Annotated in this window: 16 protein-coding genes and 2 pseudogenes; 5 read left to right on the top strand and 13 right to left on the bottom strand. The window is 37.2% G+C overall.

What is annotated here, in order from left to right; genetic code table 11:
- The first annotated feature begins 155 nt into the window (after nucleotides 1-155).
- Nucleotides 156-2198 carry a glycoside hydrolase family 97 protein gene (locus AAEY68_RS14700; protein ID WP_350586239.1) on the top strand — a complete coding sequence of 681 codons (2043 nt, stop codon included), beginning with the start codon at nucleotides 156-158 and terminating at the stop codon, nucleotides 2196-2198.
- 22 nt (nucleotides 2199-2220) lie between these two features.
- Here the strand turns inward: AAEY68_RS14700 and envZ are convergent, their stop codons facing one another.
- Together envZ and ompR are read right to left on the bottom strand one after the other, a co-directional pair.
- Nucleotides 2221-3534 (bottom strand): two-component system sensor histidine kinase EnvZ, encoded by a 1314-nt coding sequence (envZ, locus tag AAEY68_RS14695; RefSeq protein ID WP_007584979.1) that lies wholly within the window; start codon nucleotides 3532-3534, stop codon nucleotides 2221-2223.
- A 5-nt stretch (nucleotides 3535-3539) separates the two neighbouring features.
- The gene (ompR, locus tag AAEY68_RS14690; RefSeq protein ID WP_002959552.1) at nucleotides 3540-4259 is read right to left on the bottom strand and encodes an osmolarity response regulator transcription factor OmpR; all 720 of its coding nucleotides are present in this window, start codon (nucleotides 4257-4259) and stop codon (nucleotides 3540-3542) included.
- Between the two features lie 195 nt (nucleotides 4260-4454).
- On the opposite strand from ompR, the pseudogene AAEY68_RS14685 reads away from it, so the two are divergent.
- Nucleotides 4455-4601, top strand: a pseudogene (locus AAEY68_RS14685) (transcription elongation factor GreB); the annotation flags it as partial.
- Nucleotides 4602-4771: 170 nt separating this feature from the next.
- On the opposite strand, the gene AAEY68_RS14680 reads toward AAEY68_RS14685, so the two are convergent.
- The 3 genes from AAEY68_RS14680 to AAEY68_RS14670 all read right to left on the bottom strand — a co-directional run bounded on the left by AAEY68_RS14680 (nucleotide 4772) and on the right by AAEY68_RS14670 (nucleotide 8709).
- On the bottom strand, nucleotides 4772-7309 hold the full coding sequence (locus AAEY68_RS14680) for a S8 family peptidase (protein WP_024591384.1): 2538 nt from the start codon (nucleotides 7307-7309) through the stop codon (nucleotides 4772-4774).
- A 12-nt stretch (nucleotides 7310-7321) separates the two neighbouring features.
- Nucleotides 7322-8302 carry an AAA family ATPase gene (locus tag AAEY68_RS14675; RefSeq protein ID WP_024591385.1) on the bottom strand — a complete coding sequence of 327 codons (981 nt, stop codon included), beginning with the start codon at nucleotides 8300-8302 and terminating at the stop codon, nucleotides 7322-7324.
- Nucleotides 8303-8472: 170 nt separating this feature from the next.
- The gene (locus tag AAEY68_RS14670) at nucleotides 8473-8709 is read right to left on the bottom strand and encodes a helix-turn-helix domain-containing protein (RefSeq protein ID WP_024591386.1); all 237 of its coding nucleotides are present in this window, start codon (nucleotides 8707-8709) and stop codon (nucleotides 8473-8475) included.
- A 100-nt stretch (nucleotides 8710-8809) separates the two neighbouring features.
- Here AAEY68_RS14670 and AAEY68_RS14665 point away from each other — a divergent pair, with 100 nt between their 5' ends.
- The 3 genes from AAEY68_RS14665 to AAEY68_RS14655 all read left to right on the top strand — a co-directional run bounded on the left by AAEY68_RS14665 (nucleotide 8810) and on the right by AAEY68_RS14655 (nucleotide 11302).
- Nucleotides 8810-9334 carry a VspR family transcription factor gene (locus AAEY68_RS14665; RefSeq protein ID WP_024591387.1) on the top strand — a complete coding sequence of 175 codons (525 nt, stop codon included), beginning with the start codon at nucleotides 8810-8812 and terminating at the stop codon, nucleotides 9332-9334.
- On the top strand, nucleotides 9331-10764 hold the full coding sequence (locus AAEY68_RS14660) for a DEAD/DEAH box helicase (RefSeq protein ID WP_024591388.1): 1434 nt from the start codon (nucleotides 9331-9333) through the stop codon (nucleotides 10762-10764). The genes AAEY68_RS14665 and AAEY68_RS14660 overlap by 4 nt, the downstream gene beginning before the upstream one ends.
- A gap of 88 nt (nucleotides 10765-10852) precedes the next feature.
- Nucleotides 10853-11302 (top strand): antitoxin Xre/MbcA/ParS toxin-binding domain-containing protein, encoded by a 450-nt coding sequence (locus AAEY68_RS14655; protein ID WP_350586237.1) that lies wholly within the window; start codon nucleotides 10853-10855, stop codon nucleotides 11300-11302.
- 202 nt (nucleotides 11303-11504) lie between these two features.
- Here AAEY68_RS14655 and AAEY68_RS14650 read toward each other — a convergent pair whose 3' ends face one another.
- From AAEY68_RS14650 to AAEY68_RS14615, 8 genes and pseudogenes are all read right to left on the bottom strand, one after another.
- Nucleotides 11505-12065, bottom strand: coding sequence for a DUF6988 family protein (locus AAEY68_RS14650; RefSeq protein WP_350586235.1), 561 nt, complete (start codon nucleotides 12063-12065; stop codon nucleotides 11505-11507).
- A 314-nt stretch (nucleotides 12066-12379) separates the two neighbouring features.
- Nucleotides 12380-13309, bottom strand: a complete 930-nt coding sequence (locus tag AAEY68_RS14645) for a bacteriophage abortive infection AbiH family protein (RefSeq protein ID WP_350586233.1) — start codon at nucleotides 13307-13309, stop codon at nucleotides 12380-12382.
- A gap of 153 nt (nucleotides 13310-13462) precedes the next feature.
- The gene (locus tag AAEY68_RS14640) at nucleotides 13463-14569 is read right to left on the bottom strand and encodes a hypothetical protein (RefSeq protein WP_350586231.1); all 1107 of its coding nucleotides are present in this window, start codon (nucleotides 14567-14569) and stop codon (nucleotides 13463-13465) included.
- A 400-nt stretch (nucleotides 14570-14969) separates the two neighbouring features.
- On the bottom strand, nucleotides 14970-15440 hold the full coding sequence (gene greB / locus AAEY68_RS14635) for a transcription elongation factor GreB (protein WP_350586229.1): 471 nt from the start codon (nucleotides 15438-15440) through the stop codon (nucleotides 14970-14972).
- Nucleotides 15441-15461: 21 nt separating this feature from the next.
- Nucleotides 15462-16085 (bottom strand): gamma-mobile-trio protein GmtX, encoded by a 624-nt coding sequence (gene gmtX / locus AAEY68_RS14630; RefSeq protein WP_350586227.1) that lies wholly within the window; start codon nucleotides 16083-16085, stop codon nucleotides 15462-15464.
- 1 nt (nucleotide 16086) lies between these two features.
- Nucleotides 16087-19248, bottom strand: a complete 3162-nt coding sequence (gmtZ, locus tag AAEY68_RS14625; RefSeq protein WP_350586225.1) for a gamma-mobile-trio integrase GmtZ — start codon at nucleotides 19246-19248, stop codon at nucleotides 16087-16089.
- A complete protein-coding gene (locus AAEY68_RS14620; protein WP_350586223.1) occupies nucleotides 19245-19919 on the bottom strand; it encodes an integrase repeat-containing protein in 675 nt (224 codons plus the stop codon). Before AAEY68_RS14620 ends, gmtZ begins: the two co-directional genes overlap by 4 nt.
- Nucleotides 19920-20039: 120 nt before the next feature.
- A pseudogene (locus AAEY68_RS14615) lies at nucleotides 20040-20147 on the bottom strand (integrase repeat-containing protein); the annotation flags it as partial.
- Between the last annotated feature and the right edge of the window lie 310 nt (nucleotides 20148-20457).

Below are 20457 nucleotides of genomic sequence, written 5' to 3'. Positions count from 1 at the left end.
CTTGTCGCTATTATCAATTTGTTTACATTATAGACCGATTAAGCCACCAAATTCTTTCTATTTTTTAAAACATTGAATACGTATGTAAGCAGTCGTATTAATCATCAACAGTCATTATCCTTAGATGTCACCACCGACTCATCTAAGGACACACCATGAGAATACCAGCACTTGTGCTTTTAGCCTTTGCTAGTAATAGCTACGGACAAACCGTAGAGCTAAAATCGCCAGACACACAAATAACAGTAAGCATCTCTGACGAGAACAACACGCCAAGCTACGCAATAAAATTTAAAAACAAAGCGGTTATAAACAAATCTTTACTGGGGTTTGAATTTAAAACACAAGCAGCTTTTAGCGATGGCTTTAAAATTAAAAGCATTGAACAACAAAGCGTTAACTCGCAGTGGCAACAACCCTGGGGCGAACGCCAAAACGTTGTTGACGAATATAACGAAGTAGCCGTTACCTTTACAAAAAACGAGCCAAATAAAGGTACCTACACTATTCGATTTAAAGCATTTGATAGTGGTGTAGGTTTTAGATACGAAGTACCACAACAAGCCGGGTTCGAACATACAGAAATAACCAAAGAGTTAACTGAATTTGCAATAAACAATAGCCATGATGCAACAGCATGGTGGATACCTGCTCGTGGCTGGAACCGCTACGAATATGTTTACAACACTACCCCACTTAACGAAGCTCCACTAGCTCACACACCATTTACGTTTAAAACAAGTGACGGTACTCATATTAGTATTCATGAAGCCGCACTTGTTGATTACGCAGGCATGGTGCTTAATCAACGCCGCTCTGGTACGTTCACTGCCGATTTAACACCGTGGTCAGATGGTGTTGCAGTTAAAAAACAAGGTGCTTTTAAAACACCATGGCGCACCATTCAAATAGCCGACAGCGCTGTTGGCTTAGTTAATTCAGATATAATACTAAACCTAAACGAGCCTAATAAACTCGGCGACGTGTCGTGGGTTAAGCCTGGCAAATACGTGGGTATCTGGTGGGGTATGCATATAAACACGCAAACTTGGGGTAGCGGTAAAAAACACGGCGCCACTACGCAAACCACAAAATACTATATGGATTTTGCAGCGCAGTATGGTTTTGATGGCGTACTCGTTGAAGGCTGGAATATTGGCTGGGATGGCGATTGGTATTTTAATGGCGATGTATTTAACTTTACCAAACCGTACGACGACTTTGATATAGCAGCACTGACTCAATACGGCAAAGAAAAAGGCGTACAGCTCATTGGCCACCATGAAACATCAGGCAATGTAAGCAACTACCGTGACCAAATGGAAGATGCCTTTGCCCTTTACGAAAAATCAAACGTAAGCCAAGTAAAAACAGGTTATGTAGCCGATGGCGGAAATATAAAACGTATAGACAAAAACGGTGTTGCTCGCCACGAATGGCATGACGGCCAGTTTATGGTTAACGAATACCTTTATAACGTAAAACTTGCAGCTAAACATAAAATTAGCATTAATACTCACGAGCCAATTAAAGATACAGGCCTGCGCCGTACTTATCCAAACTGGATTGCGCGCGAAGGCGCACGCGGACAAGAATACAATGCATGGGGTTCACCTCCTAATCCACCAGAGCATGTACCAATGCTTGCTTTTACCCGCATGCTTGCAGGACCAATGGACTTTACGCCAGGTATTTTTGATATGAGCTTTAATGGTTTAGGAGGCGATACAAACCGCCCACAAACCACACTCGCCAAACAACTCGCACTTTATGTTGTTTTGTATAGCCCAATTCAAATGGCTGCCGACTTACCTAAAAACTACTTGGCTAAGCCCGATGCATTTCAATTCATTCAAGACGTACCAACAGATTGGCAGCAAAGCATTGCTATTGATGGTGAAGTAGGCGACTTTATTGTATTCGCTCGTAAAGAACGTAAAAGCACTAAATACTCAGGAAACGATTGGTACCTAGGTGCTGTTACTGACGAAAAAGCCAGAACTATTGAGGTAAAACTCGACTTTTTAGAGCAAGGCAAAAAGTTTGAAGCACAAATTTATAAAGATGGTAAAAGCGCAGAGTGGAAAAACAATCCGTACGATCTAGCTATCGAAAAACGTGTTGTAACTGCAAGCGATAAACTAACGCTTAAATTAGCCACTAGTGGCGGTACAGCTATTCGTTTTAAAGCACTTTAATATAATAAAGCCCCTGCATTTACTATGCAGGGGTTGATACCTTTATTGGCAAATATACTTGTGCACTTAAACCGCCTTCTGGGCGGTTTTCTAGTTTTACTTTACCGTCGTGCATATCAACAATGCGTTTAATAATAGCAAGGCCTAGGCCACTGCCTTCACTTCCGCGAGCTGCATCGCCTTGTTTAAAGGGCTCAAACACAGACTCTAGTTCGTTTTCAGGAATGCCGGGGCCATTATCGTTTACAGCGATAACTACATACTTTTTGTTTGAATTAAAGTAGCTAAGTACTTCAATATCGCCCTCAGAATAACGCAGTGCATTACCAATCATGTTGGTAATTACACGCTTAATAGCCACAGAGCTTAACGGTATATTGCCTATATTTGGATTACTTTTAAACGTAATAGTACGTTGATGCTGAAGCTCAGAATTGACAACCTCGGCAACTAAAGCATTTATATCTTCGCAACTTAGTTCTTCACGTTTATGGTGGCGTAGATACTCAATAAACTGATCAATAATCCCGTTCATGTCTTCTATATCGTAAATAATACCTTCACGGAGATAGTCATCTTCATCAACCATCATTTCGGTGGCTAAACGGATACGCGTAAGCGGCGTACGTAAATCATGAGATACACCGGCCATTAGTAAACGGCGGTCGTTTTCAAGTGCAGCAATTCCGCGCGACATTTGGTTAAACGCGCGCGTTACTTCTATTACTTCTGTTGAGCCTTGTTCTTCTAACTTGGTAGAAAAGTCGCCTTTACCCACTTTCACTGCAGCTTGTTGCAGTGCTTTTAATGGTCTATTAAGGTGCCTTGCAAACAACCACCCACCCAGCACACTTAAAAAGCCAATACTTGATAAGTAAAAAGTTAAAAACTCTAAGTTGTTCTCTTTAAAGCCTTTAAGCGGTACTTTTACCCAATAACCTGGCGCTTGCGGTGCTTCAACCCAATAAATCAACGGATCAGTTTGGCTAATACGTACACGAGAATAACCACCAAGTTGCTCAGTCATGCTGCGCGATAGCATAGAATATTCGCGGCTTTGCCCAAGCCCTTGCCGCATCGCTTCTCGCTGAGTCATGACTTCAATGCCGGTAATTTCAAAAAACTTTGCAGATACTTCGTCGTTTATTTCAACGCCATCTTCCCAGTCAATAAATACTGTTTTAATTTGCTTAGCAAGCATCAAGTTAACTTGCTCAATGGTTGGTTTTACAACATAAAAACTAACCGTAACATAAGACACTATTTGATTTATGAGCAGCAGAGCCGCCACTAAAAAAACAGTTTGTCCAAAAGCACTGCGCGGAAACATGCCCATAAATATTACTTTTCACCGTCGGGAACAAACACATACCCCAAACCCCAAACGGTTTGAATATATCGTGGATTGGCAGCATCTACTTCGATCATGCGGCGAAGTCGCGACACTTGCACATCAATGCTTCGCTCAAGCGCACTGTAATCGCGGCCACGCGCTAAGTTCATTAGCTTATCGCGGCTAAGTGGCTCACGTGGATGCGAAACAAGCGCTTTAAGCACTGCAAACTCACCACTGGTAAGCGATATTGTTTTATCCCCTTCACTCATTTCGCGCGTTGCTAAATTAAGCGTAAATTTACCAAAAGCGATTAAGTTTTCTTCAGCAGCAGGTGCGCCTGGCACTTCTTTTGCGCGGCGACGTAAAATGGCTTTTATGCGAGCAAGTAGCTCTCGTGGATTAAATGGTTTTGGAATGTAATCGTCAGCGCCAAGTTCAAGGCCAATAATGCGATCTACTTCGTCGCCCTTTGCAGTAAGCATAACAATAGGAATTTCATTTTCTTTTTGGCGTAGACGGCGACAAATAGATAAGCCATCCTCGCCTGGGAGCATTAAATCGAGAACCATTAAGTGAAAGTTTTCTCGCTCTAGGAGTCTATCCATTTGCTCCGAGTTTCCTGCGGTTCTAACAATAAAGCCTTGCTCTACTAAATAACGTTCAAGCAAACTGCGTAAGCGCATATCGTCATCAACAACTAATACTTTTGTGGTTTCGTGTCCCATAATCTCTTTCTTATTTTTATATCCAATTACTAGTTAATATAAATGAAAAACTTAATAATCAAAAACTAATTACTTGCTTAGATTGTTACTGAACATTTCAAAGCTTACTTACTCGTACTTTATTACATTTTACGCTCGACAAGTTTTGGCAAATTTAATAACGTGCACACCATTAGAGCTAATAAAGAATTCACCATGAAAACAAATTTAGTCACCCGCGAAGGTTACTTACAATTACAACAAGAACACGACCAACTATGGAACGTTAAACGCCCAGAAGTAACAAAAATAGTAAGCTGGGCAGCCAGCCTCGGAGATCGCTCTGAGAACGCAGACACGCAATTAGTACCTCTAAAAACATACTATGAAATAGAATTGCATTGATAAACAAATAAATTTTAATAGTACACATACTAATTAAGCATACTATTTAGTGAAAGGTTCAAAAAGTTTAACTAAGTTTTTCTTGGGTTATGTCAATTAAGCCATGTAAACTTAATTGATAGACACTGTTAAACCTGAACGTCAACCGCGGAACTTGCTAGAAGAGTAGCTTCTACTTTAGTTTCTACTTCAGAATAAATATCTATATCTACTTCAGGCACTGAAAGAGTAACAATTAAAGAGTATCTTGCTTTTGAATCCCAACGCTCATGTGAAGTACGAGTTTTCCACCAACCACTGGCAGGATAAATAGCAATTTGTCCTCGCTCTGCAAGCTCTGCTGCACTGCCTTTCCAAATGTCTTTATGAATAGAGCCTCTATGTCGGTTATCAGCCCCTAAAGTCCAATTAGAGTCACTCGGAGAGTCATCTGGTCTGCCCCCCTCCGCAGCTGCATTAATACGACTTTGAAATGCAGCAGAAGATTCTTCATGCCGTTTTACATCAAAGCGCAATTGATGACTGGCGTAGCTATATTTATTTAAAGTATTACGGCTTGATGGATTTGGTTCAACAAAGTAAGAAAGCGTTACAGTTAGTTCAACATCTGCCTCACCTATTGTTTGTAACGTATCTTTCGGCCATGGTAAATCATGTAAATGCATATCCTTTGTTTTAACGTTACCATCCTTATAAAACGGTTGTAATTCATCTTGTATAACTAACGAAAGAGAGTTGCTGGCACTTTTAACTGCCCTTTCTAAATTGGGCACACCAAAGCCAACCATGCGAGTTAAGTTACTCATATCACTTTTTCTAATTGCTTTATTGGAGCGCCCTGTATTTATTAATTGATACATTTCATCTGTCCAATCCGCGGAGTGGACAGTTAAAGCCCGAATAGTCTCAGGCCACAAGTCAGGGTGTTCGGCTTTTACTTGCGCAGTAAAGCGGGCGGCAAGCGCTGTAGCTGCACTTGTAGCATTACTGGTTTGGAAGTTCCGTTGAGAGAAATCATGGAAAGTAGTAAGTAAGTGTAAGTCTTGCATTCCTGCACACCCATATTGATCTTTACCAATATTCCCCCCTTCAAAAACAATCTCGGGTTTTATGGGGGCGTTTTTTCTATCCCATACAAGAGAAGTCGTACTATAAGGTGATAATCCCCCCACTTTTGCTAATGGTTGATAATCACAGGACTCTGTAATAGTCACTTTATTGGTATAAGCACCAACTGTAATAGAATTCCAAGATTGAGCAGGGTCATGAATATCTTGTAGTTGATTAGTATCGGGGTATTCCATATCAGAATCAAACGGAACATTACCTGCGCATATAGTAAATAAACGAGGATTTTTTCCTTCCCCTAAATAATCTACAGCTAATGAATCTAGCGTACTTGACCAAGATGAAGGCCTGCCTCCGTCTGTCCCAGTATTAGCTGAAAGTGACATTGAAAATATACGGCTTCGTTCAATATTTGCAAATTCTGCTGTTGCAATCGCATTAGCAGTTATTAAACCTAGAGACTTGTCTTCATTATCACCACTACGATCTAAAACTTTAATTGATTCAAATTTATGATTAATAGTTGCTACATCATTAGAACCAAGTATATCGGTTAAATCCCCCCACATAGCAAGCCCAGCCATTTCTGTGCCATGACCATTAATATCCGTAGCGTCTCCGTTATCAGTAACCGTTAATTGATCATTAAGACCTGCAAAAGGAGACAACAAAGGATGCTCTACATTTACGCCTGTATCTAACACGCAAATGTAAGGCTCAGTACCACTGTTATTCACGCTTAGACGTTGCAATAAATCTTCTGTCCATTGCTCTTGTTCTTCATGGGGGGCAGAGTCAAAAAAATCAGCTGTGGTTTTTGGTGCGCGAATTTCAGCAACTCGGCTTAGTAGTAAGGTATTATTTGCTAGTTGATTTTGAGTCGCTTTAACTTGAATAACAGTATGTTCGGGAAATCTTAGCTTATGTTGAGAAACCTCAATTTTAAGCTCGTTAGCTATTAACGTGAAATCAGCAATAATTTCTTTATAGTAGTTTATTGATTCTTTTCTTTTTTTCGGAGTAGATACCCATACTTCCCACCAAATAGATTCATCTTTATCATCTGGTAATAAGGAGTCATCATCAGACCAAATAGCGGCAAATGCCGCAGTTCGGATTGACTGTATTGAATCAATTAATTTCTGATTGTCTAAAGGTTTTTTATGTTTGTTCTTTTTCTTATTTAAATAATCGGTAATTTTTTGTTCAAAATGATGGAGCTTTCCATCTGGAATAAAAACTGTAGCAATAGTTTTTATTTGATTATCATGGGTGATTGTCTTTACGTTATAAAGTTCAATTCCTTGAGTCGCATTAGCAAGGCTTTCCACTGCAATTTCAATATCAGGAAAGCTTTCAAATTCAACTTGAATACCTATACCCATTTTTAATGGAGTTTCTGATGACTCATTTTTAAGTTGATCTAATTGAATTGAAACAGTCGATAAATCACCTCGTAATTTACCACTATGGGCTATTCGGTTTCGGGCTGGGATTATTTTAGAAGGGCCTCCACCACCACTTGGTGAAGTAAATTTTTGCGCCGAACCATATGATTCTAAAAAAAAATGAGGTTTATTATAAATCTTATTCGCCATTAAATTTCCCTATTACATTGCGAAATGCTGACTAATACTCTTTCTATCTTCAATTGCTTCTTGAAGCATAGTGATAGTGATCGACGAATAATCATGAATCAACATCTCCTTGATTGCGTCATTAGCAGCTTGAGTAACTTCTGCATTACTTAGACCATCTGACTTCAATGCTAACTTTTTCCATGAGAAATTCTTAGCAACATAAGGATGAAGTCTAGACTTGAAAAGTGAAACTATTTCACTCTCTGACGGCAATTCGTAGCGAATGACATCATCAAAGCGCCTAAATAGTGCATGGTCAAGGGCTTCAATATGATTAGTAGCACAAACAATGACACTACTAGAATCATCTTGTTCAATCATCTGTAAGAAGCTATTTAGGATTCTTCGTGCTTCACCTACGTCATTATTTGATCCTCGGTGAGAGCCTAATGCGTCAAATTCATCAAAGAAATATACGCCTCTTACATCTCTAATAGCATCAAATATTTGACGTAATTTAGCTGAAGATTCACCTAAATATTTAGTAATCACCGCATCAAGGCGGACTTCAAATAAAGGGAAATTTAATTCTCCTGCAAGTACAGATGCCGTATAAGTTTTACCTGTACCTGGTTTTCCTGCTAATAGTAATTTTCTTCTTGGTGATAAACCATGATTTTTTAGTGTTGATAAATGTTTTTGCTCTTTGACTAAGCGATTTAACCGGCCTTTAACACTTTCAGAAACTATAAGATCATTAAAACGTAGCTTAGGATAGCTTGTTGTCAGCAGTCCCGTAGAATCTTTGACACCACTTGCAATTGAAACAGGTAGATTATTAAGGCTCTTTTTTTTTGCCTTATCAATAAGCTGTTTTAATTCCTGTGCTAGTTTGCCATGACCACTTCTTGCTTCATGCGCAGCAACTTGAAGCGCAATAGATAAAAATCTATCGTCATCTTTATCGATATGCGATTGCATAAGTGCTTTTATTTGCGTTGAACTAGCCATGAAAAATGCTCGAATTAAATAATATATTGACCAATATTATTATACATGAAAGGTGACTTTTCTTCTATTGTTCGATAATAATATGCATGCATATTGTACAAAAAATCCGGAATTAATTTTGATACGTGCTTTTAATTAATAAAAACTCGTAGAATTTGAATGTATTTTAATTAATCTAAATTGAGTTTATACATCAACCTTGGTGGCATTATGTCTTCAAATTCACAATTTAACGCATTAGCTAGCTTGTATAATGTCTCTAACTTAATATTCACATTACCTCTTTCCATTTTTCCATAATTACCGCGCTCTATACCTACATAGGCCGCAAAACCTTCTTGCGAATAACCTGCTTCTTTGCGTTTTTCTCGTAGCTTTTCACCAAAATGTTTAACTAAATCACTCACCTGATTTCCCTCAAGGCAAAATGATTAGATTTTCATGTTGAGCGCTTAACTACCACGCCCTATAATACCCATTATTATAAGAAGTTTATTAGGATTTACTTTGAAATTTGATCCTCTCGTAGCTCAAATTATTGTTGCACCAAATTTTGATAACTTTACAACAAGTGATGTACGCTCGGCGTACTTAGCACTAAAAAATGACTCTTCTTTAGTACCTACAGCAGTTAGGCGAAGTATATATGCTGAATTGCTCAAGCTTGTTAAAAAAGGCTGGCTGAAAAAAGTGGTATCAAATAAAAAAGGATTTACGCGATTCAATAAAACAGAGAGTTTTAACGTTGAGATAATTACTCATTTAGCCAGCTCAGTACCCATTAAAGCCACAGAAAAGGCAGGTGATAAACACTCGCTGTTACTTAGTAAGTTAAATCATTACAAAGCCGATCTATTATTGAATATGGGGGAATCTGAGGCATATAAAGAGCTTTATTTGGAGTCGCCCGAACTGGTAGATGAACTACAGCCACAGTACAACAAAGCGAGAGACAACAATACAAGAATACTTGGCAAGATTAGAGCGATTGAAGGCTTACTGAAGCAGAGCGAAGCATTAGAGAAAATATGAAACTAAGACTATGGCAAGCCGAGTGTATTAATTTAGCGCTTACACAATATCAGAACGGCAATAGCCACTTTTTAGCCTTGGCAACTCCTGGGGCGGGTAAGACCTTGATGGCCTCGGAATTAGCCGATCAATTATTAAAAAATAATATGGTCGATGTGATTATTTGCTTTTCACCGTCTTCAATTGTATCTCAAGACTTTAAGGAAAGCTTGCAACTAAAAACGAATGAACGATTTGATGGGCTTATTGGCGCTAAAGGTAGAACTTTAACATATCAAAGCTTACAGTATTTAGATGTGCACTTTTGGCAGCTATTTGAACGATATCGTGTTTTTGTAATATTTGATGAAATTCATCATTGTGCTGGCTCTAATATTGACAATGCTAATGCATGGGGTGAGCAGATAATTCTTAACATTCATAATAAAGCACAATGCACATTAGCCTTAACAGGTACACCTTGGCGCTCTGATGCTGCTCCTATTGTTCTTTCATCTTATCAGCAGCCTAACAACAAAATAGCGTGTGACTACGTTTACGGGCTTTCAGAGGCTATTGTAGATAATGTGTGTCGGGTTCCAAAAATAGTAGCTGTTGATAATAACCACATTACAGTTGTAGATGACGTTGAAACCAAAACATTTGACTGCTTTAAAGCGTTATTAAACGACTCTGGCGTTTCTTATCAAGAAATTATTGAAAATGAAGCGGTAGTAAAATACATAATTTCTTCCGCTCAAAAAAAGCTTATCTCAATTAGATTGAAAAACCCCGATGCAGCGGGGTTAATTGTTGCATCGTCTGTTGAGCATGCCCATCAAATCTCTAAGTTAATGCGAACTTACTTTGACGAGGATAGCATTGTTGTAACCTACCGAGAAAATGAACCTACAAGTATTATTCAGCAGTTTAGGTATGCACAAACTAAGTGGATTATTTCTGTTGGTATGATTAGCGAAGGTACAAACATCCCTCGTTTACAGGTTTGCTGCCACCTTACAAACATAAAAACAGAAATGCATTTTAGGCAAATATTGGGCCGCATACTGAGGGTAACAAACTCTAAGAACCAAGAAGCTATTATGTACATGCCCGCCGAACCTAAGCTTTTAGAATACGCGTATAGAGTTAATCAAGATGTTCCATTGGAAGCTGATGTAGTTAAGTTTGAAAAAATTGAAACTCCTGCTGGAAAAAACACCGCAGATACAGACTCAAGCAATATTACTTTTAATAAACAAAGTAAAAAACCTTCCAAAGCTCAGTTTGATTTTAATAACTTTGCTGACTTTTTTGAGCAGCCAGCTATGGGCAATAGACCTGAAGCGACAGAGGAGCATTTTTTAACCGGTGCCTATGAGCGAATAATTAATATATCAGGCCGCTTTCAGCAAGAGGCTATTGCTTTAGGGTTAAGTGAGCTGAGGTAAATACGCTAGAATTTATCTCAAGTAGACCTCTACAGGTAACATCGATTTCAGTTACACGAGGAAACATAACTTAATTTGAGGTGTTGCTATGTATAGCTTCTCTGAAATTCATAAAAAAATAGACTTTATAGAGATTCTAACCAATAGAAAGATCAGCGAAAGCTCAAGCCACCTAGAGAAAATTAACTTTATAAATCAAGGTCTTAATATCAGAAATGCTGAGCATTTAAGGATGGAGTTAGGCTGGGATATACGAGTGTTTTCTTCAGCTATTAGAACTAGCTATAGCTCATATGTACGCTATAAAAAGGAATTAAAGCCTTTAAATATCACTTTAAGTGAAAATGCATTTGAAATTGCAAACGTCAGCTCTTTTTGTCTTGATTACTTTGAAAATATAGAACGATTTAACATTTGGTTGAATACCCCTTCACTCCAATTCGACTCTAAAAAACCTTCAATATTTATAGATACTATAGCTGGCCGTGAATTAATTAAAAATACCGTAAACAGGCTCAAATATGGATACAACGCCTAAAAGCAAAGTGTCTGAGGTGTTATGCGCACTATAAACAGGTTGCAATATATGAAGCCAAGATCTGTACCTTTGGTTAATTTAACAAGAAGCTATCACATTAGAGGTTAATAAGTTGATTTGAGCTTATTAATGGCTCAAGTCACTCTGACAGTCGTATTTGTGATCTTCACCCGATTTAATTACCTTGTTATAAGCACTTTTCTCAAAATACATCTTGAACTTTAAGTACAGCAACCTGGGCGGTTTTATCACCACTAATTAATGCAAGCTCTCCTGCTGCGAGTAAGCCATAATCATTCGCAAAACTTATAGTCTCTGCGATAAAAGCTTCATTAAAATTAGAGCCAATTTGGTCACCAGAAATTCTTCTAGAAAGCTGCCCAGCTCCCGAATGAGTTAGTCCATTTAATATGTCCCAATTATTACTTTTAGCATTTGATAGCCCTTTCACTTTTTTTTCTTCTATTTCTTTAACTAACATACCAAATTGCTTTTTAAACTCATCTTTTCTTAGTAAAGCAATATCACACTCTCCACTACAATAGTAGAACCATAAGCCTTTAACATAACTTTCAAAAAGACACCTTAAAAGTGCGCTAGCTGAGCTATATAGTTTTAGCTCAACCAAGATAAGTATCGATCTATAGTGTTCCATACAAATGGAATAGTAGGAACTAGCAACCATTACTTTATCAGTTCGTGGGAGTTTTATGTGATTTAATGCATTTTCAAGAATGAGCAATTTTTCTTTCGATATATCCATAACTCTCCATGTGCTTATAATGCTCAAAGCAGCCGCTCATTTATGCGTCGGCCGCCTTTGCTTGTTAAATCCTTGACTCTACGCATAACCCAAGCTTATTGAATAATCGCTGAATAGTTTAGAGCAAGTCATATTTTCAATGTTTATTTTTAGCTCGCCTTCATATAGATGTGATATTGAGCTGCTGATAGATTCCTGCTCACTCTTCGATGTCTTAAACGCCGTGGCATAACAGTCAATTGCTACAGGGTTTTCATAGCGGTCTACATCTGTTAACGATAAGTGTAGGATCTGATATGCCTACTACACTACCTTTATACTTTTGTTTGTATTTGGAGTTGCGACATTTCAAAGACATTCACTCTATTTTTATCTCCAACAATCATCTCGAGACTTTCATATATACTTTCTTTCTCATCGCTTGGGTAATACGTCCCCCACCATTGACATTCCATCCCAACAAGCTGATTAATATATTCAAAATAAACATAATCAATTTCAGCTAAAGAGTGCCCAAGGATTATAACATTATCAATATCACGTAAAGGGTAAAAAAAATCGCTCGCCAGCGTTAAACAATCACCAGAGTCTTTAAAGCTTTTTTTAAAATAACTATGAGCACTTTCAAGTGCGGATTCATAGTCTTGAGAATACGCATCTGTATAAGCTTCTATTACTTCTTCAGGCCAAGTTGACATATCAACCTTTGGCTCAGGCTTATAATCAGAATCTTTCATCGCATGTCCAATAACAACCCCTGCTTGATTATTAAGATTACCGTGAATATAACAAATATTCTCGGATGGGATTGCATATATTCGTTCTAAAGTATTGGTGTAATTAAAGCTTAAGAAACGCGCATTAGTATCGAGCCTTAATTGTTTATCTGCTTCAACATCCTGTTTCTCAGCTTTAATTAAATAGCTACATAATTCCTGGACAAGCCCTAAAGTTATTGCATCAATTGCTACCTCAACTTCATATAAGAACTGATTTTCATGGGGGTCATCATCATAATATTCTCTTTTTTGTTCCATAAGTTCATCAACATCGAGGTTAGCTAGGTTTTCCTCCAAGTTGTTCCAGTGTACTTCTAGTTTTTGATGGGCTAACATCATAAATACACCGTTTTCGTACAATCGACCGAATGCGCTGTCTTTAGCATAGTCACGGAATCCTGCTAACGAGGTAGGTAAACCATGATGCATATCAAATCCGTTTCCAATTACATAAAGTGTACCCATAACAAGTATTTCCATTTTCGAGTTTAATTACTAATAAAAACAAAAAAGCCAAATCTTGACTTCATGCATCACAATTATTAACCACTACACTCTCAGTCGAACTTCGCAAAAGTGCCAAAAGCGGACTTTGATAACGCGCCTTACCTTGACTTGTTAGATACCATTTTCAGCAATTCCTGCTCGAACATCATCTTCGCATCTCACACAAGCAAAATATTTTATCGTATCCATATCACCAGTAACAAACTCATCACAATTTGGACATGAAACTGCTTGCCAGCCTCTATCAAAACAAGATATACAACTCCATAATCCATCTATGTAAAATACAGATCGTTCATCACAGTGGCACGCATGACAATAGGCGACCCATTCTCCATCATCACACCAACCATCGCCTTCAGAGTATTTTTCTCTACATGCTTCTGATAAATAATCATCGTCTATTACCAAATCACAATGAGGACAATTTGTGAGTTTCTTATCGAAAAATTGAAAATCTTTACCGCAACTTTTGCAGGGTAATGTCGCTTCAGTATTCTTAATTGATGTATCTGTAACCCCACAAACCATGCATTCGTAGTCATTACCCCAATGATTTTTTTTTGCAACAACTGCAGCGTTCATCTTGCAGTGCGAACAAACCTCAACTTCAGAACCTGATTTTCTCTTAATTTCGATTTGAGGTGAAATTTCAGCAAACCTGATAGCAATAAATTCTTTTTGGCGCATCATCCGATTGTGGATACGTGTAATCTCCTCAAGGTAATCATCAAAAACTGGAGCCCAGCTAGTAACAATTAGCTCATGTAAATAATGCCACGCACACCACTGCTCAACAACTACACTTACTTTAGTTGCATTAATATTTTGATAGTTAGTATGAGCAAAATGAACAATTTGGTTTCGGTGTTCACCAAGAGCTTTAAATACATCAATAGCTTTTTGTGGAATTGGACTATTAAGAATATTTTTCATTCTCTTAATAGCATCATCAAGGAAGACCGAATGAAAATCCCCGACTTGAAAGCTGTCAATGGATGCCAATTCAGGCCGACTGATAATCAAAGTCCAATGCTCACTCATTAATCTAGCTTTTAAAAATAGCTCGATTGAAGAATAGAAATCTACAATCGAGTTTTTAGGTCTCTTATCAAGATCATCTAAAGATGAATCTAAGAAGTCGATAGCATTTTTAACTAATGCATCAAACATGTCTTCTTTCTTCTGTTTTCTTTGAGATATAAATTTATGCCCCACGATGCATTCCCTTGGTTTCTAAGAGCTTATTGAACACCATTTTGGTGGTTTGTAACACCCCAAAACGGCGTATATTACATACCCAGATAATTTCACCAATAATAACCTTTGTAAATAAGTAATTAAAATAGCTAAAATTCTAAGCTTATTATCTTGCACTAAAAAGGCAGTTAATAATATTATCGGACAAATTAGAAGCCAACTCATTAAAACAAAAATAAGTTTAACTTTTTCAATGTCCGCTTTCCGCTGTGAATTCAACCACTCGTTGCATTCACCAGTTGAAACCACAGCTCTAAGCAGACTAACAGCAGTATATTAAAGAAGACTTTGATGATTAAAGCTCAAGAGGGTAACGCAGAAATATGAGGCTCTCTAAGGCATAAGCTGTACTAGCTTTTTACTTATACTCAATTTTATTAATAAACCACTCTTTTACCCCAACTGGCGTTTTCACTTGAAACTCATCATCAACTTCCTTTTTTAGCATCGCTCTGGCCATAGGAGAGTCAATAGATATGTAATCGCTACGACCATAGATCTCATCAGGGCCAACTATGCGAAAAATTTTTGTTTCACCATCATCATTTTGAACCTCTACCCATGCCCCAAAGAAAACCTTGCCGGCTTGTTGAGGAGAGTAGCCAATGACTTTGACTGCTTCGATGCGTTTCCTAAGGAACCTAATTCGAGAATCTATCTGTCTAAGTAACCTTTTATTTTCTTTATAATCAGCATTATCTGAACGATCGCCAAGACTAGCAGCCCAAGCTACTTTTTTTGTTATTTCGGGCCTGTAGTCGCGCCAAAGATAATTAAGCTCTTTATTAAGACCTTCTAATCCTTCACGCGTTATTAGATTCGTATACAAATGGTTTGTCCCATCCCACTATTACAAATACTGCAATGCTTTTTTAACAGCATCTAAAATTGCAACCGGGAGAAAATTATCTTTATCATTACTTGATAATATACTACCGTTTGGCCCCACTTCCAAACCAGCTCGGCGCATAAACTCTTTAGATATGAGGTATTCAAGAGCTTCTCTTTCTAAGTCAGTCAATTTTGAGTGTGGTGACGAAGACGACCCACCGTCATAAAATTCTATGACTTGATCAATCGGTACAATTTCCTTTACTAGTTTTTCAGCTGCTAATTTTTGAGAGTAGAGAATGTTAGCTTGCAGCCTAACTACAGGGTCTTTTAATTTTTCTATCCAAGAGAAGCTTTTTCCTTTATTCAAACTAATTGTTGATTTATCCGGTTTGAAGTTTGAATCTGTAAAACTCGCGATCAAGATTTGGTATGGTTCTCCGGTCTTATTGCGCAAACTTTGAGCTGCCGGAACACCACGACCTTTGCCAAGGCGTGCAATAATAGAGTAACCAAATTCATTTAAGCCGCGTTCTTTTTGTTCTGTACAGACTTGAAAAATTGCATCTAATGAGCATTGGACACGAGATGATGTTTGCTTTTTAAGTTGTTCAAGTACTGTTTTAGGCGATAATTCTGTCATATTAATCTACCTGATTTAACGGTGTTGAACTTGCGAATAATGATTTAATATCCATTAAGGTCAACCTTTCTTTTTCTAAAAAGTCGTTTAAAGCTAAAGTACCATTTATTAGCTTATCAAGCTTCTCCCAGCTTTGAAGTCTTGACAGCATAAGCTGTGTCATTTGATTGCCAACCGCAAGTTGCTGCTTCTCTGTTAGAAAGATAAATTGAGGATTCATTCCATTGTTCAGCAACATCCTATCAAGAGCCTGGCTTCTCCGTGTAACTGCTAGTTCATCACTACAGCTATGATAAAGTTCAGCATTCTCACATACTTCTGAAAGTTGCTGAAAACTGCTAACATCATCGAGTTCAAAGCTAATTTCAAACTCATTTGGTACTATTAACTGAAGCTTTGAACCTTCTTGTTGCTTATCGTTATTTATTACTTTTTGACAATTGGTCAGATGCTTATGAAGCGAGTTCATGTCAGCCATATACAGATCCAACTTTTTAGCTCTAGTTTCAATTTCTGAATTTAATTTGCGTCTGAGAGCTTGAAGCTGTTGCTTTTCATCTTCTAATTGCTGATTTTTTTGTTTATACAACTCATGTGAAATAACATCTACTTTGCTAGCTGCATTATTTAGCTCTTTTTCTAAGCTTGTAAAGCGATATGATTGAGTATTAACGGCTAGACTAACCTCATTAAAAAGTGCTGAAAGACCCATCATAAAAGCTGGACCTGTGACAAAAAACCTGCATTGAATACAGTTTTGTTCACCTAGGTAACCTGCATTCACAGGGTGATATATATTTGCCTTTGTTGCAACCGCATCACCGCCTTCTCTACAGAACGCACCGCCAACAGGGCAGATTCCAAAGTCCTTAAACAGATAGCTAGAAGCAGGTCTACTATTGTTTAAAGTCTGCAGAAATTCAGGGTTATTTCCAAGTAATTGCTTTTTACATTCTTCAATTCGTTGGGATTCAATAAAGCTTTTTAAAGTATCCGACCCATTGCTTAAGGCTTGTTTTTCACCAAGCTTCAATTTTTCACGAAGATTAGCCCCCGTTTTATCGCTTTTTAAGTAGTAAATCGACATCACAACAGATGAGTGGCCAACTAGCTTCATGATGACTTCCAGTGGCATACCAAACTCATAAACGTATGCATTAATTAAACTCACACGCATAGAATGAGGAGTATATTCAGATTTAAATAAGCTAAGAGCAATGCCCTCTTGCTGTTCAAGTTGAAGATGACATTCTTTGAAACTTTTTCCAGCATAAGTTGCAGAAGTCAGTTGGTCTTTCGAAGCAAAAAATAGTGCTGCTGCAAGGCGGCTTGCTAAACGAGACCCAAAAAAACCAGGCTCTTCATTTTGATAATCTCTGAACAAAAAACAATTAATACCTTTTTGTTTTCTCTGTACCTCATTTAAATTAGTTCGCCTACAATCAAACCACTTTGTTGGTTTTGAAATAGGGTTATACTTTTCTTGCCACTTTCTCAACTTAATGAGCCAATAAGCTAATTCGATTGGCATAAATGCTATGGTATAACCTTCACCACTAAAGTGAGTTTTATTTGAAGTATAATGGACACCAAAGTCATTATCTTTGGTTTTGTTTATCATACTTTGTTGCTTTGTTAGACCCGTTAACTTATTCCGATTTGGTTTCCAGATAATTGCTCCATTTTTAATATCCGGCACTTCAGCATCTGCCTCACCCGAATCACAATAAACAATTTGTCTTCCTCTTGCAGGTAACTGCATTAATGCATATGTATAAGTCCAGTATATTGGTAGCCAAAGGAATGTTTTATCTCCTTCCTGCCTGATAATACAATCAGGATCTGTATCATCAATAAGGGATAAATCATTGATTTGAATCCAATCTGCTGAGCTTCTGTGAAGGTGTTTGAGATCTGAATAGTTAGTCTTATTTTGAATCTCATTAGGAGGGAATATCCACTCTCTAGCACTTTTTACAAACTGATAAGGCAAAGCTAATTTATTTGTTTCATTGAGTAAAACTGGTGCTATTTCATCATCAAAGTTAATTCGGACAAAGGGGTTTCTTGCTCCTTTAATTCTAGAAATTTCTCCCGTTTCAGGATCTTCAACAGTTAAAAAGTTAACAATAGTCCAATTTAAAAACTCATTAACTGAAAATAACCACTTTTTCTTACGTAAAACAGATTCCTTTTCAAACAAATCTAACATTGGTTGTATATTAGTTTTATCCCTTATAAGGAACTCTAAAGGAGATACTTCATAATTGTTAGGTTCAATATATTCACGGACAAACTCACATAAATCTTTAACCTTTGTATCACCAGCTTTAGCAGATTTCAAAAATTCAACTATGGAATCTGACCATAATTTCCATTTTGGATCAAAATATTTAATTTGATATGGTCTATTTGTCCCAAGAAAATTATATGCGTTTGTCCAACCACATGTTTTATAAGTCTCTTCTGGCGAAGAAGGAATTCGCGGATCATGTAGTTTCGTACGCATATTTTTATAATCTTTTAAAGTCTTACATTTATATTTAAGTACTATTAAACGTAGTTCTTCATATGAATATGGCCGAGAGATGTTTAATAAATCATACCAATCAACCCAATTTTCAAACTTTTTATCTGGCTTGCCAGGTAATTGTTTATATTTTTTTTGTACCTCCCGGTACTGCTTCGAGTTACTAATATTAAGTATTTTGCATGCTTTTTTGAGTATTTCTAAGTTATCAACGATTTCAGGTAAGACAAAATCTATCCAATTTGTCCAACTAATAGAGTAATAGCTGTCAGGGTTTTTAGGTAAATGCAAATCAGCTAAAGGACATTTTTTATAATCGGCAAAACTAATAACATTTAAAGTTTGGATAATTTTCTTAGCATCTTCATAAGACTTAAAAATTTTCTTTTCCAAATCTAGAAACTCTGTCCAATTTATCCAATCATCTGCATATATAGAAAAAGGTTTTACAGTTAAGCGTGGATCTTCTTTATACCTGGTTTTGTATTCTAACAAAGAGGATACTTTTAGTGCTTTCGCTGCATTATGAGCTTCTGTATAAGTGGAATAAAACTTGCTTGCTGCTTTAAGAAAGACTTGCCAAGACTCCCATCTATGGATATATGTTTGTCGTGGAACTGATGGTAATTTCAAGTCTTTTTTATAGTTTCTCGATATTCAGCAGCTGTTTTGATACCTAATTCAATAACAGCCTCCTGTGCTTCTTCATAACTATGAAATTTAGGGGTACTTCCTAGAAAAGTATGCCAATTAATCCATTCTTTGCAATATTTTACACCGGGGTTTGCTGGTAAGTAAGGATCTAAGTGATACTTACTTTTATACTCCTTAAGAGAAGTGATATTCATTGCTTGCGTGGCTTGCATAGCTTCAATAAGAGTTAAATATTTTTCTTTCTTTGAAGTATTTAAAAAAAATTTCCAGCCAAGCCAGTCTTTCAAATAGACTTGGTCTGGACAAGATGGAAGTTTTGGGTCATCCAAACGTTTTTGTTTATATTGAACTAATGTAGTGACTCCTAGTTTTTTTGCAGCAACTTTAGCTTCCTCATATGTCAGATAAAACTGTATAAGCTTTTTACCTAAAAAATCCCCCCAGTTTATCCAGTTCTCTTCATATATCTTATATGGTTGTGATGGTAGTTGGAGATCTTCTTTAAAACGTTTCTTATATTCGCTGTTAGACTTAATTCCTAGTGCTTGAGTGGCACTTTTGGCATCTGCGTAAGAAGTATAAAACTTGTAAGTTTTATTTAAAAAGTGGGGCCAACCATGCCAACTTTTGGCATACTTTTTATTAGGCATACCGGGGAGCATTGGATCGTTGTGATAGTTCTCACGGTATTCAGTTACTGAAATTATACCAAGCTTTAGAGCTGCTTTTTGAGCAAGTTCATAACTTTCATAAAATTTAATATCTTTTCCTAGAAAACTAAACCAGCCAGGCCATTCATCTTTATATTTTCTAGTTGGTTTCGCTGGTAGTCTGGGGTCTTCTTTATAGCGTTTAACATATTCACTACTAGATTGAATCCCTAAAGATATAACTGCTTTTTTTGCCGAGCTTAAATCAAAGTAGGATTCATCAAATGTATTTAAAAAATGCTGCCAACCCTCCCACTCTTTAAAAAATACCTTGCGGAGTTTTTCAAGTTAGTTGTCGCATCAAATTAAATTTTATGCCGCCCGCATTGCTTCTTTTTTCTCTGGATTTAAATTTACTTCATTGATCATCGTCCAATCTCGAGACTTTCCTGACCAACGACTTGGATTCTGTAATTTCGCCATCTCATTTACCTGATGACGTTTCGCTAGTATCGCTTCATCTAATCCTAAATGACGC

Source organism: Pseudoalteromonas sp. RB2-MNA-CIBAN-0110, from assembly GCF_040309305.1.
Classification (GTDB): Bacteria; Pseudomonadota; Gammaproteobacteria; order Enterobacterales; family Alteromonadaceae; genus Pseudoalteromonas; species Pseudoalteromonas arctica.
Note: the sequence above shows the minus strand (reverse complement) of the source record. Positions and strands in the feature narration are given on the sequence as shown.